At 67.8% G+C, this 17,730-nt stretch carries 12 protein-coding genes and 1 pseudogene; 2 read left to right on the top strand and 11 right to left on the bottom strand.

The features are described 5' to 3' along the window. Nucleotides 1-228 precede the first annotated feature (228 nt). The 3 genes and pseudogenes from ACZ5Y0_RS32685 to ACZ5Y0_RS32675 all read right to left on the bottom strand — a co-directional run. Nucleotides 229-573: pseudogene (locus ACZ5Y0_RS32685) on the bottom strand (RNase J family beta-CASP ribonuclease); the annotation flags it as partial. A 582-nt stretch (nucleotides 574-1,155) separates the two neighbouring features. Continuing rightward, nucleotides 1,156-2,616 (bottom strand): MFS transporter, encoded by a 1,461-nt coding sequence (locus tag ACZ5Y0_RS32680; protein ID WP_469132282.1) that lies wholly within the window; start codon nucleotides 2,614-2,616, stop codon nucleotides 1,156-1,158. 335 nt (nucleotides 2,617-2,951) lie between these two features. Next, nucleotides 2,952-4,403, bottom strand: coding sequence for an aldehyde dehydrogenase family protein (locus ACZ5Y0_RS32675; RefSeq protein ID WP_469132281.1), 1,452 nt, complete (start codon nucleotides 4,401-4,403; stop codon nucleotides 2,952-2,954). 342 nt (nucleotides 4,404-4,745) lie between these two features. On the opposite strand from ACZ5Y0_RS32675, the gene ACZ5Y0_RS32670 reads away from it, so the two are divergent. Then, complete coding sequence (locus ACZ5Y0_RS32670; RefSeq protein WP_469132280.1) at nucleotides 4,746-5,249, top strand: cupin domain-containing protein; 504 nt, start codon at nucleotides 4,746-4,748, stop codon at nucleotides 5,247-5,249. Between the two features lie 192 nt (nucleotides 5,250-5,441). Continuing rightward, on the top strand, nucleotides 5,442-6,305 hold the full coding sequence (locus ACZ5Y0_RS32665) for an alpha/beta fold hydrolase (RefSeq protein ID WP_469132279.1): 864 nt from the start codon (nucleotides 5,442-5,444) through the stop codon (nucleotides 6,303-6,305). Between the two features lie 164 nt (nucleotides 6,306-6,469). On the opposite strand, the gene ACZ5Y0_RS32660 is transcribed toward ACZ5Y0_RS32665, so the two are convergent. The 8 genes from ACZ5Y0_RS32660 to ACZ5Y0_RS32625 form a co-directional block, all read right to left on the bottom strand. Beyond that, nucleotides 6,470-6,844: a fic family toxin-antitoxin system, toxin component gene (locus tag ACZ5Y0_RS32660; RefSeq protein WP_469132278.1), complete on the bottom strand. Its 375-nt coding sequence runs from the start codon at nucleotides 6,842-6,844 to the stop codon at nucleotides 6,470-6,472. Next, the gene (locus tag ACZ5Y0_RS32655; protein WP_469132277.1) at nucleotides 6,841-7,119 is read right to left on the bottom strand and encodes a hypothetical protein; all 279 of its coding nucleotides are present in this window, start codon (nucleotides 7,117-7,119) and stop codon (nucleotides 6,841-6,843) included. The genes ACZ5Y0_RS32660 and ACZ5Y0_RS32655 overlap by 4 nt, the downstream gene beginning before the upstream one ends. Nucleotides 7,120-7,496: 377 nt before the next feature. Beyond that, complete coding sequence (locus ACZ5Y0_RS32650) at nucleotides 7,497-7,961, bottom strand: MarR family winged helix-turn-helix transcriptional regulator (RefSeq protein WP_469132276.1); 465 nt, start codon at nucleotides 7,959-7,961, stop codon at nucleotides 7,497-7,499. 706 nt (nucleotides 7,962-8,667) lie between these two features. After that, nucleotides 8,668-11,742 (bottom strand): S8 family peptidase, encoded by a 3,075-nt coding sequence (locus ACZ5Y0_RS32645; protein ID WP_469132275.1) that lies wholly within the window; start codon nucleotides 11,740-11,742, stop codon nucleotides 8,668-8,670. A 527-nt stretch (nucleotides 11,743-12,269) separates the two neighbouring features. Beyond that, complete coding sequence (locus ACZ5Y0_RS32640; RefSeq protein WP_469132274.1) at nucleotides 12,270-13,007, bottom strand: alpha/beta fold hydrolase; 738 nt, start codon at nucleotides 13,005-13,007, stop codon at nucleotides 12,270-12,272. 589 nt (nucleotides 13,008-13,596) lie between these two features. Then, on the bottom strand, nucleotides 13,597-14,868 hold the full coding sequence (locus tag ACZ5Y0_RS32635; protein ID WP_469132273.1) for an MFS transporter: 1,272 nt from the start codon (nucleotides 14,866-14,868) through the stop codon (nucleotides 13,597-13,599). A gap of 204 nt (nucleotides 14,869-15,072) precedes the next feature. Then, on the bottom strand, nucleotides 15,073-16,554 hold the full coding sequence (locus ACZ5Y0_RS32630) for an NAD-dependent succinate-semialdehyde dehydrogenase (RefSeq protein WP_469132272.1): 1,482 nt from the start codon (nucleotides 16,552-16,554) through the stop codon (nucleotides 15,073-15,075). A gap of 164 nt (nucleotides 16,555-16,718) precedes the next feature. Further along, a complete protein-coding gene (locus tag ACZ5Y0_RS32625) occupies nucleotides 16,719-17,519 on the bottom strand; it encodes an IclR family transcriptional regulator (RefSeq protein WP_469132271.1) in 801 nt (266 codons plus the stop codon). Between the last annotated feature and the right edge of the window lie 211 nt (nucleotides 17,520-17,730).

The following is a 17,730-nucleotide window of genomic DNA, read 5'->3' as shown; positions in this document are numbered from 1 at the left end:
GCCGTCTGGCAGATCGCCGAAGTGAACCCGATCGATCCGGCGGCTCTCGTCAGCGGCGCCCGACTCCAGGGCCAACGACGTCTACTGGTGGGTCGCGTCAGAGTTCACGTTCGAGGTCAGATCACGACGGGCACCGCGGTGGTGGGTGCCGAGGAAGAGGTAGCGGCGCCTGACTGTCGGTCCTCTCCGGGATGGTGTGCCGGTTGCCCCGGCGACGCAGGTACTCGCGGTCACGACCAGGTTCGGCGGGACCTTGAAGTGGCCCGGGTCGCGGGCGATGGCGTCGCGGACCATGGAGCGGCCCACGAACGCGACCTTGCGACCGTGCTGGTGGGGGGGGCGTCCAGAACGTGCTCGATGCGGTGCACGTGACTGGCGAAGCTGGAGACGATGACGCGGCGCGGTGCGCATCACCTGCTCGATCGCAGGGTTCAGTTCACGTTCGGAGGTGGTGAAGCCGGGGACCTGGGCGTTGGTGGAGTCCGTGTGGAACAGGTCCGCATCCTCCTCACCGAGGCGGGCGAAGGCACGCAGATCGGCGATCCGGTCTTCCAGGGGAGACTGGTCCATTTGTGTCGACACGCGTCAAATCCGCATCCCGCAGCGGGCCATCCTGCATCTTCTCGGTGGCTGGGTGCCCAGCGACTGGGGTTCGGTGTGGTGGCCGATGGGCCCCTCCCCCACCTGGACCGCGTGCCCGGCAGCACGCTGTGCGGCGAGAGTCCGGGTCGGGCCTGCGAGGAGCAGACCGCCCGAGTCGGCCGGGGTCGACCGGTCGAGGCCGGGGCCCGTCGTCACCGGATCCGTCCCCAGCCCGCACGACCTTCCCTCCATCGATCCAGCGCGTGCCCCACCGAGTCGCGATGGCGTCGACCAGGAATTGCCGTGGTCCCGCACGACGAGGGCGAGAACCGCCCCCACAGCTCGCCTCTCCTCTCCGGTCACACCGCAGCAGCAGTCGCCTTCACCACGGCCGGCGTACGCGCTTCCGGCAGCCGTGGCGACGGTCGAGCGGGAGTCCGGCGCCACTACGCCAGCGACGGCGCCACCGGCCCGGAGGGAGAGGCTTGAGGCGCTCTCAAACAAATGGGGGCCCGGAGCCGTTCCGCCTCCGAAATTCCGCGGAGCCCGTGCTGGTCCGTGTGAGGCGCACTTTCACGACGCGCGTGTCTTTGGCGCCGGTGCCGCTTCGGCCGGACGCGAGGATCGGGGGGCGAACACACGGGTACCACTGTTTCGGCTGGGCCGGGGCATCAGCAGGACGGCGAGGACCGCGATGAGGAGGGCTCCACCGAGCATGCCGAAGCCGTGGGTGTAGCCGGATTCCCGAGGCAGGCCCGACGGGGCGAGGTCGGTGGTGACGACGCTGGTCATCAGGGCGGCGCCGATGGAGCCGCCCACGGTGCGGATGTTGGTGTTCATGCCACTGGCGACACCGGTCTGGTCGGGCGGCACGGCACCGACGATGAGGCTGGACATCGCGGCGAAGGCGAGACCGAACCCCCCACCCAAGAGCCCCGTGGCTATGTAGAGTTCCCACTTCTCACTGTGCGCGAAGATCAGCACGGCCACGGCGAGGAGGCTGATCAGGAGACCGCACGCGATCACGGCTCGGCCGCCGATCCGTGCGGCCATCCCGCCGCTGGCCATGCCGCTGAGGAACATCATGACGGTGAGCGGAAGCAGGATCAGCCCCGACTGGGTGACGCTGGCACCGAAGCCGTAGCCGGAGGAACGGGGGGTCTGGACGAACTGCGGCACGAAGGCGAAGAGCGCGTACATGCTGACGCCCATGAGCAGCCCGACCAGGTTGTTGGTCCACACCGCCGGAAGCCGCATCATCTGCATGTCCACCAGCGGAGCCGCGGACCGCTTCTCCACATGGACCCAGGAAGCTGCGATGACGACGGCGCATACGAGGAGGCCGATGGTTTTCCCGGAGGCCCAGCCCCAGCCCGGTGCTCTGCTGAGTGCCACGAGCAGTGCCACCAGCCATGCCGACAGCAGCAGGGCGGGTAGCGGGCTGACGCGCCCGGGGGTGCGCAGTGAGGATGTGGGGATCACCAGGTGGGCGGCGACCGCGGCGACGGCGGTGAGGGCCATGGGGATCCAGAACAGCCAGTGATAGTCCAGGGTGTTGACGATCGGCCCCGCGAGCACCACCCCGGTACCGGCCCCGACCGCCGTCAGGGAGGCGATGGCCCCGACCGCCCCGGAGACCTTCTCCGGTGGGAACTCGTCCCGCAGCACTCCGAAGGCCAGGGGGAGGACCCCGCCCCCGATGCCCTGGATGACCCGGGCGGCTATCAGCACTGCGACGTTCCAGGCCAGCGCTGCCAGCAGGGCGCCCAGGGAGAGGGCCACCAGGGCGGCCACGAAAACGGGCTTCTTGCCGAGGATGTCGCCGACCCGTCCCATGATCGGGGTGAAGATCGATGCGGACAGAAGGTAGGCGGTCAGCACCCACGTCACCGTGGAGCGGCTGGTGTGCAGTTCTTCCTGCACGGTGACCAGCACCGGGGTGAGCAGCGACTGTAGGAGGGAAAAGGCCAGGATGCCCACGGCGAGTACGGCGAAGACGAACTGGTGACGGGTTCGTGAGGGGGGCTGGGGCATGAAACGTTCTCCGAGCTGGTGGTGGGAGCGGCTGACAGTTCTCGGTCGAGACGGTGAGCCACCCCGGCGGTGCCGGAACCGGCCCTGGCACGGCACGGCCCTTCACGGATGCGGCAGCGAGGTGGCGCGAATCTGTGCCGCCTTGCGCGAGATTCTTCGCACCCGACGCGGATGCGGTGCCGGCGCGCAGGTCCGGCGAAGGAGTGCACGCGGTTTCACTGAGTGGAGCGGGGAGCATCCGCGCGTTCCCGGCGTCGCCTGCGGAGCCGGGTGAGACCGGCCGGTCTCCTGTACCCGCATGATCGGCAGTGCGGGACAGGAGGGCCGTGGCAGGGTCAGACGCTGATGGCCTTCGTCTCGAGGTATTCCTCGAAGCCGGCGCGACCGTTCTCCCTGCCGTTCCCGGACTGCTTGTACCCGCCCCAGGGAGCCATGAAGTTGTACTGCCCGCCGTTGATGATGACCTGGCCGGCCCGAATCTGCCGGGCCAGGGCCAGTGCGTGGTCGTCGTCGCCGGCGATCGCGGCACTGAGGCCGTAGACGGTGTCGTTGGTGATGGCCACGGCCTGATCGTCGCCGGTGTAGGGGATGACAGTGAGGACGGGCCCGAAGATCTCCTCACGAGCGATGGTGGAATCTGGATCCACGTCGGCGAAGATCGTGGGCTTGACGTAGGCACCGGTTTCCAGGCCTTCCGGCCTGTCCGGGCCCCCGACCACGAGCGTGGCGCCGTCGGCGATGCCCTTCTCGATGTACTCGTTCACCCGTCGGCGCTGGGCTTCGGAGGCCAAGGGGCCCAGGTCGGTCTCCTCACGAGTGGGATCGCCCGTCGTGTATCCGGCGGCGGCTTCACGCAGCTTCTCCACCACCTGGTCGTGCGCGTCGGCCGGAACCAGCATCCGCGTCCAGGCGCCGCAGGCCTGACCACCGTTGACCCAGGCATTGGCGAGGCCCTGACTGACGGCTTCGTCCAGGTCGGCCTCGGGCAGGACGACGAGCGCGGCCTTGCCTCCGAGTTCCAGGGACACCCGCTTGACGGTGTCGGCGGCGACGGCGGCGACGCGCTTGCCCGCCGTGGTGGAGCCGGTGAAGGACACCATGTCGATGCCACTGTGGCGGGCGATCGCCTCACCCACGACGGCTCCTGCGCCGTGCACCAGGTTGAAGACACCGGCCGGAACGCCGGCTTCTGCGGTGACCTCGGCGAATATCTGAGCCGACAGCGGCGACACCTCGGACGGCTTGAGGACGACGGTGTTGCCCGCCAGCAGAGCGGGGACCACCTTGTTGACGACCTGTTGCAGGGGGAAGTTCCACGGCGTGATCGCTCCCACGACCCCGATCGGCTCACGCACGATGGTGGAGTTGCCCACCTCCTCCGACCACACGTATTGCTCGGCCACGGTGATGGCCGCCGCTATGGCCGCGGCGGGGAAGCCCGCGTGCGCCAGCCGGGAGAACGAGATCGGCGCGCCGATCTCCGCCGTGATGACGGCGGCGAGTTCCTCCTGCCGGGTCTGCAGACCCTCGGCCACCCGGCGCATGAGAGCGATCCGGTGCGCAAGGTCGGTCGTCGACCAGTCGGCGAAGGCCGCCGCCGCCGCACCGACCGCACGGTCGACATCCTCCGCTGTGCCCGCGGGGACCGAGGCGATCACCTCGCCCGTGGCCGGGTTGACCACGTCAAGGCCGGGGCCGGCCACGGGAACTGAGTACCCGTCGATCCAGTGTGCGGGGACGGGGAGATGGGTCTGGGCCGAACTGCTTCCTGATGCCGTAGGCGACATGGACAGGCCTCTCTGCGTGCGGACTGAGGGGTGGTTGCAGACGATCAACGCTCACTTACTTGCTTCAGCAAGCATCTAATCAAAATATTAATTGCCGAGTCAATCACTTAGGCGGATCAATCTCTCGTTCAGCGCCGCGTGCCAGAACGATGAGAATCACCCCAAGGTCCGCGAAACATCCAACAACTGCGCCCCACTTGCCCCTTGACAGCCCGCCGGGCATGCGCATTACTTGCTGAGTCAAGCAATGATCCGTCCGGTGGCTCAGGCGTCACCCCGCCATTTCTGCCGCCATACGTGTCCGTCCGCAGCAGGCGGAGCGTGTAAGAGAGGACCATCACCTTGTCAGAGACAGGATCGAAGACGTACGGCAGTGACGCGATGTACGTTCCCGAGAGCGACGGCACGGTCAAGTGGGTCGTCGGGGACGAGTACAACATCAAGCTCAGCGGTGAGCAGTCACACGGGACACTCAGTTTCGTCGTCGCCACTGTCCCGCCCGGCAACGGCCCCGTCGCGCACATGCATGAGAACAGCGACGAAGCGTTCTACCTCATCGAGGGTGAACTGGAGTTTCTGAACGGTGAGACGATCCTCACCGCGAAGGCCGGCGACTTCATCTATGTGCCTCGTGGCACACGGCACCGCTTCAAGAACCGGAGCCCTCGCCACACCAAGATGGTCTTCCTGTTCACGCCCGCGGGGCCGGAGGACTTCTTCCTCCGGTACGGTGACGACCCGCTGCCGGGCCACGAGCCGGAACTGTGGACCGCCGAGCGCTTCACACCGCAGATGCTGGAATTCTCCCGCAAGCTCGGCACCGTACAAGCGCCCGAGCAGGACTAGCCGCACACACCGCGAGCCGGCGGTTCCTCCTCACCGTTCCCGGGCGGTCGAGCGAGGTCATGGACACCGGACGAATCGGCAACACACCTGCCGCGGACGACTGCGGCAGCAGGTCACGTCATACAGCCCTGCCCCTTTCGCAGCCGGACGCACTGCGCGAGATCGACAGCAATCAGAACGGATGAATCCCACATGGCCAACACGCCTGAAGGTTTCGAGCACGCGTACGCCGATGTCAACGGCACTCAGCTGCATTACGTCATCGGCGGAGAAGGGGAGCCCCTCGTTCTCATGACCGGCTACCCGCGCACCTGGTACTACTACCAGCGGGTCATGCCCAAACTCGCCGAGCACTTCCGCGTCATCGTGGTCGACATCCGCGGCATGGGCGACTCGGCGAAGCCCGAGTCCGGGTACGACAAGAAGAACATGGCCAAGGACATCTACGAGCTGATCCGCTCCCTCGGCTATGAGCAGGCGTACATCGAGGGCGAGGACATCGGCGGCATGGTCGCCTGGAGCCTGGCCATCAACCACCCCGAGGTGGTCAAGAAGCTGATCATCGCCGACGGTGTCCACCCCAACCCGGGCATGCACAGCTTCTCGATGATCCAGCCCCCCGAGGCGCGAGAGGTGATCTTCCCGTTCTGGTGGGTCATGGGTCAGATTCCGGACCTTCCCCACAAGCTGTTCGCCGGCAAGGCGCGCGAGATCATCGACTGGAACATCAAGAACATCGGCGGCGACCACCCCGAGGTGTTCACCGAGGACGTCCGCTCCATGGCCGCCGCCGGCTACGACACCGCCGAGTCCATCATCGCCACCAACAAGTGGTTCGACACCTTCTACCAGGACATCATCGACTTCGGCACCTACCCGAAGCTCTCCATGCCGCTGGTCTACTTCAGCGGCTATCTGCTGCCGGTCTCGAAGGCCATGGTGGATCCGATGGTGGACGACGTCACGTACGTCGAGTTCCCGGAGGCCGGGCACTTCCTGGCGGAGGAGCGTCCCGAGGAGTTCGTGGCAGAGGTGCTGAAGGTCTTCGGCGCCTGACACACTCTCAACAGGCAGCCATGTACCCCCGGAGGCGCCGGTCACGAGCGACGTGACCGGCGCCTCCGGGGCGAACTGCCCTCCCCCTGATCACACGGGCCGGTCAAGGCTCCGGATGAGCCGAACGGCCCCGTCCTTCGCGGATGTCGCGTCCGCACCGGGAATCAGGTGACGGTCCAGGCGCGTAGCTGCCGGGCGATTCCGGCGACTCCAAGCGCGCCTGAGGCAGCGTCGCGGACAAGGGCGAGGGCCGCCTTGGGCGGGTAACTCCATCTCCGGAACAGAAAGGCCTCGCTCGCGTGCCAGGCGAAGGCCTCGTTGGAGTGTCGCAGACAGGGCAGCCTGGCCAGTGTCTGCAACAGCGCGGCTGCCTTGAGGTGCAGGCATCCGTAGATGTCCCGCTTCATGGCCTTGGCGTTCACCCGGGCTGCGGCGTGGAGCGGTCCGTCGTCGTCGACTTGGGGATCCCCGTCGAGGATCTCGGCGGCGTGCAGCAGGAACGTGACGTCGATCGGGTGCAGCGGTTCCTGGTCGGTCACGCGGCGTGGCCCCGCTCGTGCTGGTCGATTTCCCGCTTGGCCTCACGCTCGGCCGCCCGCTGCTCCGGGCTGGGATCGGTGCTGCCCGGTTCGGCGGCGAAGGCGGCGCCGCTGCGGGCTATGGACGCCTTGAAGCCGGCCAGGAACCGCTGCTCCACGGCGGTCGCACGGTCGTAGGCGGCAGAGAGGATGTACTCCTGCATGCTGGCGTCCGCCTGCCTGGCGGCCGCCGCGATGGCTTCCCGCTGCGTGGGGTCGGGCGAGCGCGGACTCATTGCCCTGGTGTCCGGCATGGTAACGAGGGATCAGTGGTGTCGTCCTGGGCTCCCACCGTAGCTCCTCCTTCTCAGGCGTCCGGGTCGAACGGGATCCCGGCAGGCTTGGACTGGGTGAGGGCCTACGCGAAGTCCCCGCCCTGGATCTTGATGGAGGCCGCGCCGAAGCTCCCAGGTTCGGCTTCACGGCGCTTTCCGAAAGAGGTCCGCCCTTGCAGCCCCGTGGGCTCATCGTCAAGCTGACATCGATCGCGGCCGCCGGCGTGGTGACGCTCGGGTGCTTCCTGCACATCTTTTGACACGCCGGAGGTCGCGGACGCCTTCCCGAAGGTCGCCCGGCGCGGGAACCCGCGCCGGATCGAGGCTCGGCGCGCGCGTCACGTAGCGATGTTGCTCAAGGCGACTGCGAGCTTCTTCAGGTCCAGTCCTGTGAGGTGATCCAGGAAATGGCGGCGCACGGCGGCCAAGTTGGTCGGCCACGCCTTCTCGACACGGGCAAAGCCTTCATCGGTGAGGATGGCGTGGTAACCGCGAGCGTCTTCGGTCGACCTGACGCGCCGAATCAGCCCTTGGGCCTCCAGCCGGCTTGCCAAGCGCGTAATGCCGCTGAGCGACATGTCGATGGCGGCAGCGAGATCGCTCATGCGCAGCCGCCTGTCCGGAGCCTCGGAGAGATGCGCCATGGCCAGGTACTCGATGAGCGAGAGCCGTTGCTCACGGATCATGTCGGCGTCGATCGCGCGAGGCAGTGTGTAGATGACACGGCTGAGCGATCGAACGACGGCTTCTTCGTCCGGGTTGAGCGGCTTCGGCGCTTCCGGCTGCGGTACGACGCGTGACATGACCCCTACTTTACTTGCTTCGTAAAAAATCTTTGCCGGACACGGCTGACTCGGGCCGGCTCCTGGACAATATTGCTGAGCGAAGTAAGGCCACGGTCCACTGTCCGGCGCCATCACCGCCCGGGCCGTCGCGGGGCGATCCGATCGAGGACGGCACCACGCACGGCGTACCGCGGTAGAAGGCCTGGTTCGCCGCATTCGGACACGCTGACCCCGGTATGGCTCCTCGTGGAGACTTCGAATGTGCCGAGCTGTTCCAGGAGGACGACATCCATGGATGTTTCCGATGAAAGCGCGACTTCACCTTGCGTGCCGCGCAAGACCACACACGCGAGCTTGCCAGACCGTAACTTGTTTGTTCAACTATATGCTTGGTGGTGTCTGCCGCTTCTGTCGGCGGAAGCGGCAGACACCATCCTTCACCGGCCTGCGCATGCACCTGACCGCCGGATACCTCCAGGTCCAGGTGACAGCGCAACCTGGGGTAATGGGTGAGTCGCGGCTCAACGGCCCCCCGTCCGTTGAGCCGCATCACTTTTCGTCGCGGTCCGGCGGCGCGACGACCGTCGTCGAGGTTCCCATCGTGGGCGGCTCCGCGTCCTGGCCACTCCGGCCTCGCCTGGTTGCGATGAAGGCCGGGCCCCGGCAGACGTGCCGGGGCCCGGCCTTCATGGACTCTACCCCTCCGCGATCAGGGCGCCGCGAGTCACTTCGTCAGATAGGCGTCGATGATGGTCTCGTCGACCGTGTTGCCTTGTCGGTCAACGGCCTTGGCCTTGAAGGAGACACTGCCCCCGGCCTTGGGGTTGGCAACCTGGACGCTGCCGTTGTGCACGCGCAGTTCCCGCCAGTGTTCTCCCCGGTCATAGGAGGCCCACACGGTCAAGGACCCGAGGTTCCGCCCCTCGGCGGAGCCCTTCACGGTCACAGGCACGCGCACCTTCACCCCCGCCTTGCTCGTGTTCTCAAGAGAGAGAGCGGGAGTGAAGCGCACGACGGAAGTGGGGATCTCCGCCCGTCCCGGAGCGTACTCGGAGGCGAACGTCCAGCTCGTGGTCAGGCTCGTCGATACGTCCGCCACCGCCCCACGGTCGACCGTCACCGTGACCCGGTAGTCGGCGCGCTCGTTGTCGGCGATGTAGAACAGGTCCATCGGGTAGATGCTCGTCCTGACCAGTTCGCCGTTGCGGTAGACGGAAGTGCGCGAACTCTCGACAGGCGACTGGTTGTCACTGCTGTTTCCTCTGCGATCCGAGAACAGCGGAAGGTTGCCGTCCAGTGCCTCGTCTGCGCGGAAGAGACCAGCACCACCGTTCGGGAGGTCCGGCCCGAAAACACCGACGTTGAATTCCTGCTTGTAGAAATGTCCGGGCCGGAACGTGCGCGCGGGCGCGCCGTAGGCGGTTTCGTAGGCGCCTTCCGCGTCGATCTGCTTGAAGGTCATCCACCACGAGGTGTCGGCCGACAGCAGGTGGAGGGTGCCGTGGTACGGCAGGGGGTGCTCCGCGCCATAGCCGGAACCGCCTTGCACGGGTGTCGGCGTGACGAAACCGGACTTGTTCCCGGCCGGGGCCCCCAGCGACTGTTCGACCTCCGCGTACTCCCGGGGCCTGGTGTGGTGGGTGAACCCCGTCAAGTACCTGTCGCCCTCCGGCAGGTACACCAGGTGGTACTCGTCCTCACCCGTGGCACCGGTGGAGAACGACAGTGAGAGTTGCTGGCTCAGCTTGTCTCCGGGGTAGCCCTTCGGGCCGAGGTGAGCCGTGCGGAAGTCCTCGAAGGAAGCGGTCATGTACGAGAAACCGGCCATGGTCCCGTCAGGGAGATCGTTCGCGACGCCGTAGTGCCCCCATGTCTGGTACGCGGAACGATCCGGGACAGTGACGTCGATGGGCTCGGCGGTCCGGGCGTCGACGGTCACCGTGATGTCCTCGGTGACCTCGAGGCTGGGCTGGTTGATCCAGTCCACGCCGCGGGTGGTGGCTCCCTGCGGCTCCGACCGGATCAAGCTGTTGAGAAAGTAGCGGCCCTTGGGAAGGCGTACCGAGTCTCTCGCCGCGGAGAGATCGGTGGACAATCCCCTGTCGGGTCCGGTCAGACCTGCCAGGGTCGCGGCCCAGGCCGCGGCCGGCTTGCCTGTGCGGTCGAGGGTCTTGAGCGTGACCGTGTAGTGCTCCGACTCCCGCTCCACTGCCATCGCGGTGCCGACGCTCTGTCCCCCTCCGGTGGCTGTGATCCGTCCGGTGAAGGCTCCGGTGGCATCGCCGGTCCGCGTGTCCACGGTCACCTTCACCGTCTCTTGTCCGTGGGCCGGGACAGTGACGTGATCGTCCACGGTGAACATGCCGCGGGGAGCGGGTTCTCCGTCCGGGCCGGTGGCGTCCACCGTCAGCTTCAGGGTGACGGGAGCGTCTCCGGTGTTGCGGTAGGTGAGGTTCTTGGCAAGCGGTTGATCATCGGTGTGCGGCCACTGGGCGATACCGAACGAGAGCGACACCTCACGAGCGAAGAGGCTCTGCTTGATCGCCTTGTGCAGGTCGACCCGGCCCGATCCCTGCTGGAACGCCGAGTACTGTCCCGCAGTCGTCGAACCGACCAGGGCGGCCTTGAGGTCACCGCCGTCCCAGTCGGGGTGCTGCTGGGCCAGGACGGCTGCGGCACCGGCGACGTGGGGGCTGGCCATGGAGGTGCCGCTGAGTGCCACATAGCCCTCGGCGACATGATGGCCGTATCCCTCCAGGCGGCTGCCCTTGGCGGAGGCGGCTCCGATGTCCACTCCGGGCGCCGTCAGGTCGGGCTTGATGGCTCCGTCACCGTTGCGCGGGCCGACGCTGGAGAAGGCGGCAAGGTGGTCCTGCTTGTCGACCGCGCCGACGGTGAGGGCGGCGTCCGCGCTTCCGGGCGTGGTGACGGAGCCTGGTCCCTGGTCTCCGGTGTTGCCGGCGGCAATGACGAAAAGGGTCTCGCTCTCGGCCGACAATGTGTTGACGGCCGCCTCCATCGGATCGGTCTCCTGACCGTTGTAGTGCCCGAGGCTGAGGTTGGCGACGTCCGCCTTCTCACTGACGGCCCATTCCATCCCGGCGATCACCTGCGACATGGTCCCGCTGCCGGTGTCGTTGAGGACCTTGGCGCTGAGGATGCGGGCTCCGGGAGCCACTCCCTTGTACGTGCCGTCGGACTTGGCGCCGGTGCCCGCCGCGATGGAAGCGACATGCGTGCCGTGACCGTACAGGTCCCTCGTGTCCGGCGCATCGGAGAAGTTGCGCTCAGCGACCACTTGGCCGGCGAGATCTGGATGGGTGGCATCGACACCGCTGTCGAGGACGGCAATGCGTGAGCCGGTCCCGTCGAAGCCCGCCGCCCAGGCATCCGGGCCGCCGATCTGCGGCACGCTCCTGTCCAAGTCGGCCTGGACGACGGCGTCGAGCCACACCGATGCGATACCGGCCGCGACGGTGCGGTCGGTGGCGCGAGCCGGTCCGTCGGTGATCTCGGACCACAGCCGCGCACTGCCACTCGCGGGCGTGGTGATGGCGTCGGCGTTGATGCTGGACAAGGTGCGGTGCAGCTGTGTCTCAGGGACGGAGCGCAGTGCCGTCCGGACGACCGGACGGGCCGACTCGTACATCACGATGAGCCGTAGTCCGTCCTTCGCGTGGACGGGTTCGCTCAACGTGGTCACATCGAACAGCCGGCGATCCAGACGGCCGCCGGCGATCAAAGACCGTGCGTCCTCGGGTACGGCGTAGGTGTGTCCGCCGGTGGTCTCCACCCGCACGGGTATGCCTTCCCGCCCTTTCGCAGGGCGCAGGGACACTACGTCGCCTTCAGCATCGACCGAGATCCGGTCACCGGTGATCAGCTGGATCCACCGGTGAGCCGGGCCGTCGGGCGATCGGCCCGGGACCCGAGATGCAGGATCCCAGCTAGAAGCGGAAGCCGCCGTTTGAGTCGCCGCATCAGGGTCGGCACGTACCTCGGCCACCGCCGACGGGGTTCCGGCGGCGAGCACCATACTCATCCCGATCACCGAACTGAGCATCGCGCTCATGGACTTGAGTTTCACATTTCCCTCTCGCTCTGCCACCTTGCGTCAACTCATGGGTCGCATGGTCGACTTGGTGGTGCGACTTCCTGCACCTCACGTCTATAGCAGTGGTTAGTTGCCGAATCAAGCACATGTGGCTCATGCACCCGTCATTGCCCTGGAGAGCTCAACGTCCACCAAGCCGGAGAGACAGATGCCGCGATGTCGCAGCAGGAAGGAAGGCTCGCTCACGTCGTATCGGCCGCGTCCGACCTGATTCAGCGGACGATGTCCTGGGCGGCTTGTTCGATGATCCGGGCGACGACGTCGGGCTGTGAGACGGTGACGGCGTGGGACGCCTTGATCTCGACGGTGTGAGCGTGGGCGCGTTCAGCCATGAAGCGCTGGGCCGCCGGGGGAATGTTGTGGTCATCGGTGGCGACGAGGCTGTAGGAGGGGATCACCTTCCAGGCGGCGGCGGACGCTCGGGCTTCGAGAGCCGAGGCGGCCACCGGGCGCTGGGTGACCGCCATCAGGCCGGTGATGCCGGTGGGGGCGTCAGCGGCGAACTGGTCGTGGAACTTGTCGGGCTTGATGTAGAGATCGGTTCCGGTGCCGCCGTCAGGCAGGGGGAAGGGGACAGCGTCCAGGACGGGGCCCAGGGTGCTGCCCGGGTACATGTTGGACAGTTCCAGTGCGCTCTCACCCTGGTCGGGGATGAAGGCGGCGATGTAGACCAGGGCTTTGACCTTGGACGAGCCGGATGCGGCTGCACTGATGACGGCGCCGCCGTAGGAGTGTCCGGCCAGCACGACAGGGCCCTGCACGTGTTCGAGGACGCTGCGTACATAGTCGGCGTCGCCGGCCAGGTCACGCAGCGGATTGGCGACCGCCAAGACGGGATGGCCGCCCCGACGCAGGCGCTCGATCACACCGTTCCAGCTGGATGAGTCCGCGAAGGCACCGTGCACCAGCACCACCGTCGGCTTGCTCTGAGAGATGTTCTGGCCAGTCATCACTGCACTCCTCAACGCTCGGGGATCGAACGGTCAGGCCCTCGACGGGGCCGGGCCTCCTGCTCCGCAAACACTAGCGCCCGATTAACTTGTGCACAAGTTAATCTCCCACGATGGTTTTCGTGCCGACCGCAGACCGCCGCCCGCTCAACCAGGGCCTCGCATGCGAGGCGGCCACACCGCCTCGCTCGCGACAAGGGCTGGTGACCCTCGGGACATCGGCTACCGACCGCCGGGCGCGGGTCGCCACCGTCACTGCGCCAGGCACCCGGTCGGAGGAGGCGCTGCCCCTGATGAGGAAGGGGCAGGCCCGATTGGAGATGAGCCACGGCGCCGACGAGGCGGCCGAGTCGCGCGCGTCGCTCGACACCATCCTCCACACCGGGTTCGACCCCTGGACAGACTCACTCGAAGCCGGGCAGCGCGATCCTCGCGGGTACCGCCACCGACACGGCGCCCCACATCCGAGGGCGGCACGCGGACCGATTCCGAGGATCCGTAGGTGCAGCGCTCGGCAAGGCCGGGCCGCGGTCTTGTAACCGCCGGCGAGGAAGCCGAGTCCTCCGGGCCGTTCGCAGGCCCGTGAGGGTCAGCCCTGCCCCTCAGCTCGCGCGACACGAGCCGCCGTGGCCAGGTCCATGTCCGTCGTCTCGGGTGCGAGCCACTGGGACACCAGGCCACCCAAGGCGAGGACACCGGCACCGATCAGAAGGACGAACTCCGCACCGAAGCGGTCCAGGCCCATCGGCAGCAGGAAGGTCCCGATGGCGGCGCCCACCCGGCTCATGGCGGTGGCGAAGCCCACGCCGGTGGTCCGCAACGACGTGGGGAACACCTCCAAGGGGTAGATCGCGGTCAGCGCGCTGGAGGCGGCGTTGAGGAAGATGAAGAACAGGAATCCGCCGACGACGACAGGCGTGGAGGACGGCCACACCGCAACCAGGGCGAGACAGCCCGCGGTGATCCAGAACGGTGGGATCAGCAGCCGGCGGCGCCCGATGCGGTCCACGACCAGGCAGCCCGCCGTCACACCGGCGACGGCCGTGAAGGAGTACACGAGCAAGGCGGCGACGGCGTTGTCCCCCATGTCCAGGGCCTCGAACACCGGGGTCCAGAAGGTGCCGATGGCGAAGTACGGCAGGACGAGCGCCGCCCAGAAGACACTGGCGAAAACGGTGCTGCGCAGGTGACGTCGGCTGAACAGTGCCCGGAAACCCTCTCCTTGCGGCTGTGCGGACTCCTCGATCTCGGCGTCGACATCGACTTCGATGCCGTACTTCCCGATCAGTGCCTCGGCCTCCTCCCTGCGTCCTCTGCTGAGCAGCCAGCGGGCCGACTCCGGGACGCCGCCGCGCAGGGCCACGCACACCATGGCGATCACCGCACTGCTGGCGAGCGACCAACGCCAGCCTCCGTCGACGTCCGCGAAGAGGGCACCGACGACGGTGGCCAACGCGTAGCCGACGTACCAGCTGATCTCCAGACTGGCGAGGAGCCGGCCACGACCCTTGCGGGGTGCGTACTCCGACAGCAGCGGGGCGCCGATCGCGTACTCGCCGCCGATGGCCACGCCCATCACCAGGCGGATGAGGAAGAGCTGGAGTCCGTCGGCGACGAAGAACTGCAGGACCGATCCGATCAGGAAGATCAGCATGTCGAAAAGGAAGACGGGGCGTCGCCCGAACCGGTCCGCGAGCCGACCGAGGAGCGGGCCGCCGATGAAGATGCCGATGAGCGGAGAGGCGCCCACCAGCCCCTGCATGAAGGTGGAGAGGTGCAGATCGGTGGTGAGGGCGGCCATGGCCATCCCGATGCCGCCGATGATGTACCCGTCGATGCCCTGCCCTATCTGGGTGGCCAACTTCAGCTTCATGTGAAGGCGGCGGCGCTCACGGTGGTCCGCGGCAGCAGGCGGGGGGTCGCTCGGGTGGTGCCTGGTCGCAGGCGTCATTGCCATGTGCGGTCCTTTTCTGGTGGGTCCGCGGGCAGCGCGGACTGAACGGAGGTCCGTGTCGAAGGGAGCTGAGCGGCAGGCGGGAGTAAGGGTGCGGAGAGGAGTGGTCGTTCAGAGGGCCGTCGGCCAGTCGACGGCGATGTACTGCGTCTCGAGGAACGCCTCGATACCCTCGCGGCCGCCTTCACGGCCGAGCCCCGACTGCTTGACGCCGCCGAAGGGCGCGGCCGGGTCGGACAGCAGGCCCCGGTTGAGGCCGACCATGCCGACCTCCAGACGCTCGGCGATGCGCAGGGCGCGTGCCAGATCGCGTGAGTAGACGTAGGAGGCCAGACCGTGGACCGTCGCGTTGGCCTGGATGATCATCTCCTCCTCGTCGGTGAAGGTGGTCAGCGGCGCCACCGGGCCGAAGACCTCCTCATGGAGGATGGCGGCGTCGCCGGGGACGTCGGTCAGGACCATGGCGGCGTGGAAGTGACCCGGCCCGTCCGGGACTTCGCCGCGTGCGACGATCCGCGCGCCGCGGGCCACAGCGTCGTCGACCAGGGAGCGGATCGTGTCGACGGCGGCCCGGTCGATCATCGGGCCGAGCTCGACGCCCGGCCCCAGTCCCGGCCCGGTACGGACGGCAGCCATGGCGGCACCGAACTTCTCGGTGAACTCGGCGGCGACGGAGGCGTGGACGTAGAACCGGTTGGCGGCGACACAGACCTCGCCCCCGCCGCGCATCTTGGCGTCCATGGCGCCGCGGACGGCGGCGTCGACATCGGCGTCCTCGCATACCACGAAGGGAGCGTTGCCGCCGAGTTCCATGGTCACGTTGACGACGTTCTCGGCGGCCTGCCGGAGCAGGACCTTGCCGGTGGCGGTAGAGCCGGTGAACGAAAACTTCCGCACCCGTTCGTCGCCGAGCCAGACGGAGACGACCTCGGGGGCGCGGTCGGTGGGCAGGATGTTGAGCAGGCCGTCGGGCAGGCCCGCCGCCGTGAGGAGCGTGGCGACCGCGAGGGCGGTCAGCGGGGTTTCCGGTGCCGGCTTGAGGAGGACGGGGCAGCCGGCGGCCAGTGCAGGTGCGATCTTGCGGGTGGCCATGGCGGCCGGGAAGTTCCACGGGGTGACGAACGCGGTGACTCCGACGGGGTGTTTGCGCACGACGTGGCGGTAACCGCCCGCCGGAGCGTCACCGAAGGAGGAACCGATACGGACGGCCTCCTCGGCGAACCAGCGGAAGAACTCGGCCGCGTAGCCGACCTCGGCGGCCGCGTCCCGGTATGCCTTGCCGTTCTCCAGGACGATGAGGCGGGCAAGGGTGTCGGTGTGCTCCCGCATCAGTGTGTACGCGCCGTGCAGGATCTCCGAGCGGCGCCTGGCGGGCGTCGCCCGCCAGGCCGCGGCCGCGTCCTGGGCCGCCTCGACGGCGGCACCCGCGTCGGCCGGTCCCGCTGCCGACACCTCACGGATCAGCTCCCCGGTGGCGGGGTCGAACACGGGATACGTCCGGCCGTCCTCGGCGGCGCGCCATTGCCCGCCCACCAGGACATCGCCTTCGGCGAGCGGGGCCTTGGCGAGTGAGTCGATGCCGACGAAGGTCATGAGCTGCTCTTTTCTCCGTTCCGGACGAGGGTCCGTCCGGTTCGCGGCGAATTTACGAGCGCGTCATACGGCCGACAAGGCTGCTTCCCGTATCGCAACGGGGGTTGCTGTGAGGGCAACTCGGTCGCGGGTGGCGATGGTGGGTCGAGCCGCGCGCCGCGGGGTCACGTCAGCTGCGCCCTGCGCAGCGGTGTCCGGCGAGGCTCCCAGCCGAGAAGTGAGGAGACGCGGCCGGCAGCGGCGGAGGTGGCGCGGCCGGCCTCCTCCAGGCGTTCCCCCAGTCGGGCCTTGGGTGCCGAGATGTTGAGGGCGGCGACGACCCGGCCGCGGAAGTCGCGGATCGGAGCGGAGACGCCGACGAGGCCCGGCTCGAACTCCTCGCTCACCCGCGCGTAGCCGCGTCTCTTGGCCTCCTGGATCAGCGCCCACAGGTCGGGCACCGGCATCTCCGCTGCCGTGCCGAAGCGGACGTACAGCTCGTCGGGGGTGGCGTCGGCCAGCAGGACCCGTCCGGCCGACGTCTGCCAGGCGGGCACCCCTCGCCCTTCCCAGCCGTGCACGCGGAAGGAATGGCCGGAGACGGACAGAAGGGTGAGCACTTCACGGTCGCTGAGCACGCACAGGTGACTGGTTTCCTCCAGATCCGCCGACAGCGCGTGCATGACCGGCTCGGCCATGCGTACGAGGCGGCTCTCCGAGGTCCGTGCGACAAGGGAGAACAGCCGCCAGCCGAGGCGGTACTCCAGGGTGTCGGGGTCGCGCTCGACGATCCCCTCCGCGGCGAGCGCTTTCAGGGCCCGTGAGATCTGCGTCTTCTCGCGTCCGACCAGTTGGGAGATGCGTACGACTCCGAGGCCGCCGGCGTTCTGCGCCTCGTCGGAGGCGAGGGCCTCCAGCAGGTCGATGTCGCGCCGCAGGCCGTGGCCGCGCTGCGAGCCCGGTGCGGACGAGGGGGTCTGCGTCACGCACCTCATCCTAAGCTCATGTCCGCGGAATGGAACCGCAGGTCAGAGCCCTGGTTGCCAGCAGAGCAACCGGCATTTCGATTCTCGCCGGAGCCTTGCAGGAGGGTGTCGACCGACCTAGATTCGCCGCATCGAGCCGGATGAACTGCATGGATCGCGGCGTTCGTCCCGTCCCCGGTAGGCCCCCCCCGCTTCCAAAGGTCCAGGAGCT

It is taken from the genome of Streptomyces sp. NPDC033216 (genome assembly GCF_055577115.1).
Note: the sequence above shows the minus strand (reverse complement) of the source record. Positions and strands in the feature narration are given on the sequence as shown.

Coding starts and splice junctions, on each gene's coding strand:
- ACZ5Y0_RS32680 (WP_469132282.1), bottom strand. CDS start 2,616: ATGCCCCAGCCCCCCTCACGAACCCGTCACCAGTTCGTCTTCGCCGTA.
- ACZ5Y0_RS32675 (WP_469132281.1), bottom strand. CDS start 4,403: ATGTCGCCTACGGCATCAGGAAGCAGTTCGGCCCAGACCCATCTCCCC.
- ACZ5Y0_RS32665 (WP_469132279.1), top strand. CDS start 5,442: ATGGCCAACACGCCTGAAGGTTTCGAGCACGCGTACGCCGATGTCAAC.
- ACZ5Y0_RS32655 (WP_469132277.1), bottom strand. CDS start 7,119: ATGAGTCCGCGCTCGCCCGACCCCACGCAGCGGGAAGCCATCGCGGCG.
- ACZ5Y0_RS32650 (WP_469132276.1), bottom strand. CDS start 7,961: ATGTCACGCGTCGTACCGCAGCCGGAAGCGCCGAAGCCGCTCAACCCG.
- ACZ5Y0_RS32640 (WP_469132274.1), bottom strand. CDS start 13,007: ATGACTGGCCAGAACATCTCTCAGAGCAAGCCGACGGTGGTGCTGGTG.
- ACZ5Y0_RS32630 (WP_469132272.1), bottom strand. CDS start 16,554: ATGACCTTCGTCGGCATCGACTCACTCGCCAAGGCCCCGCTCGCCGAA.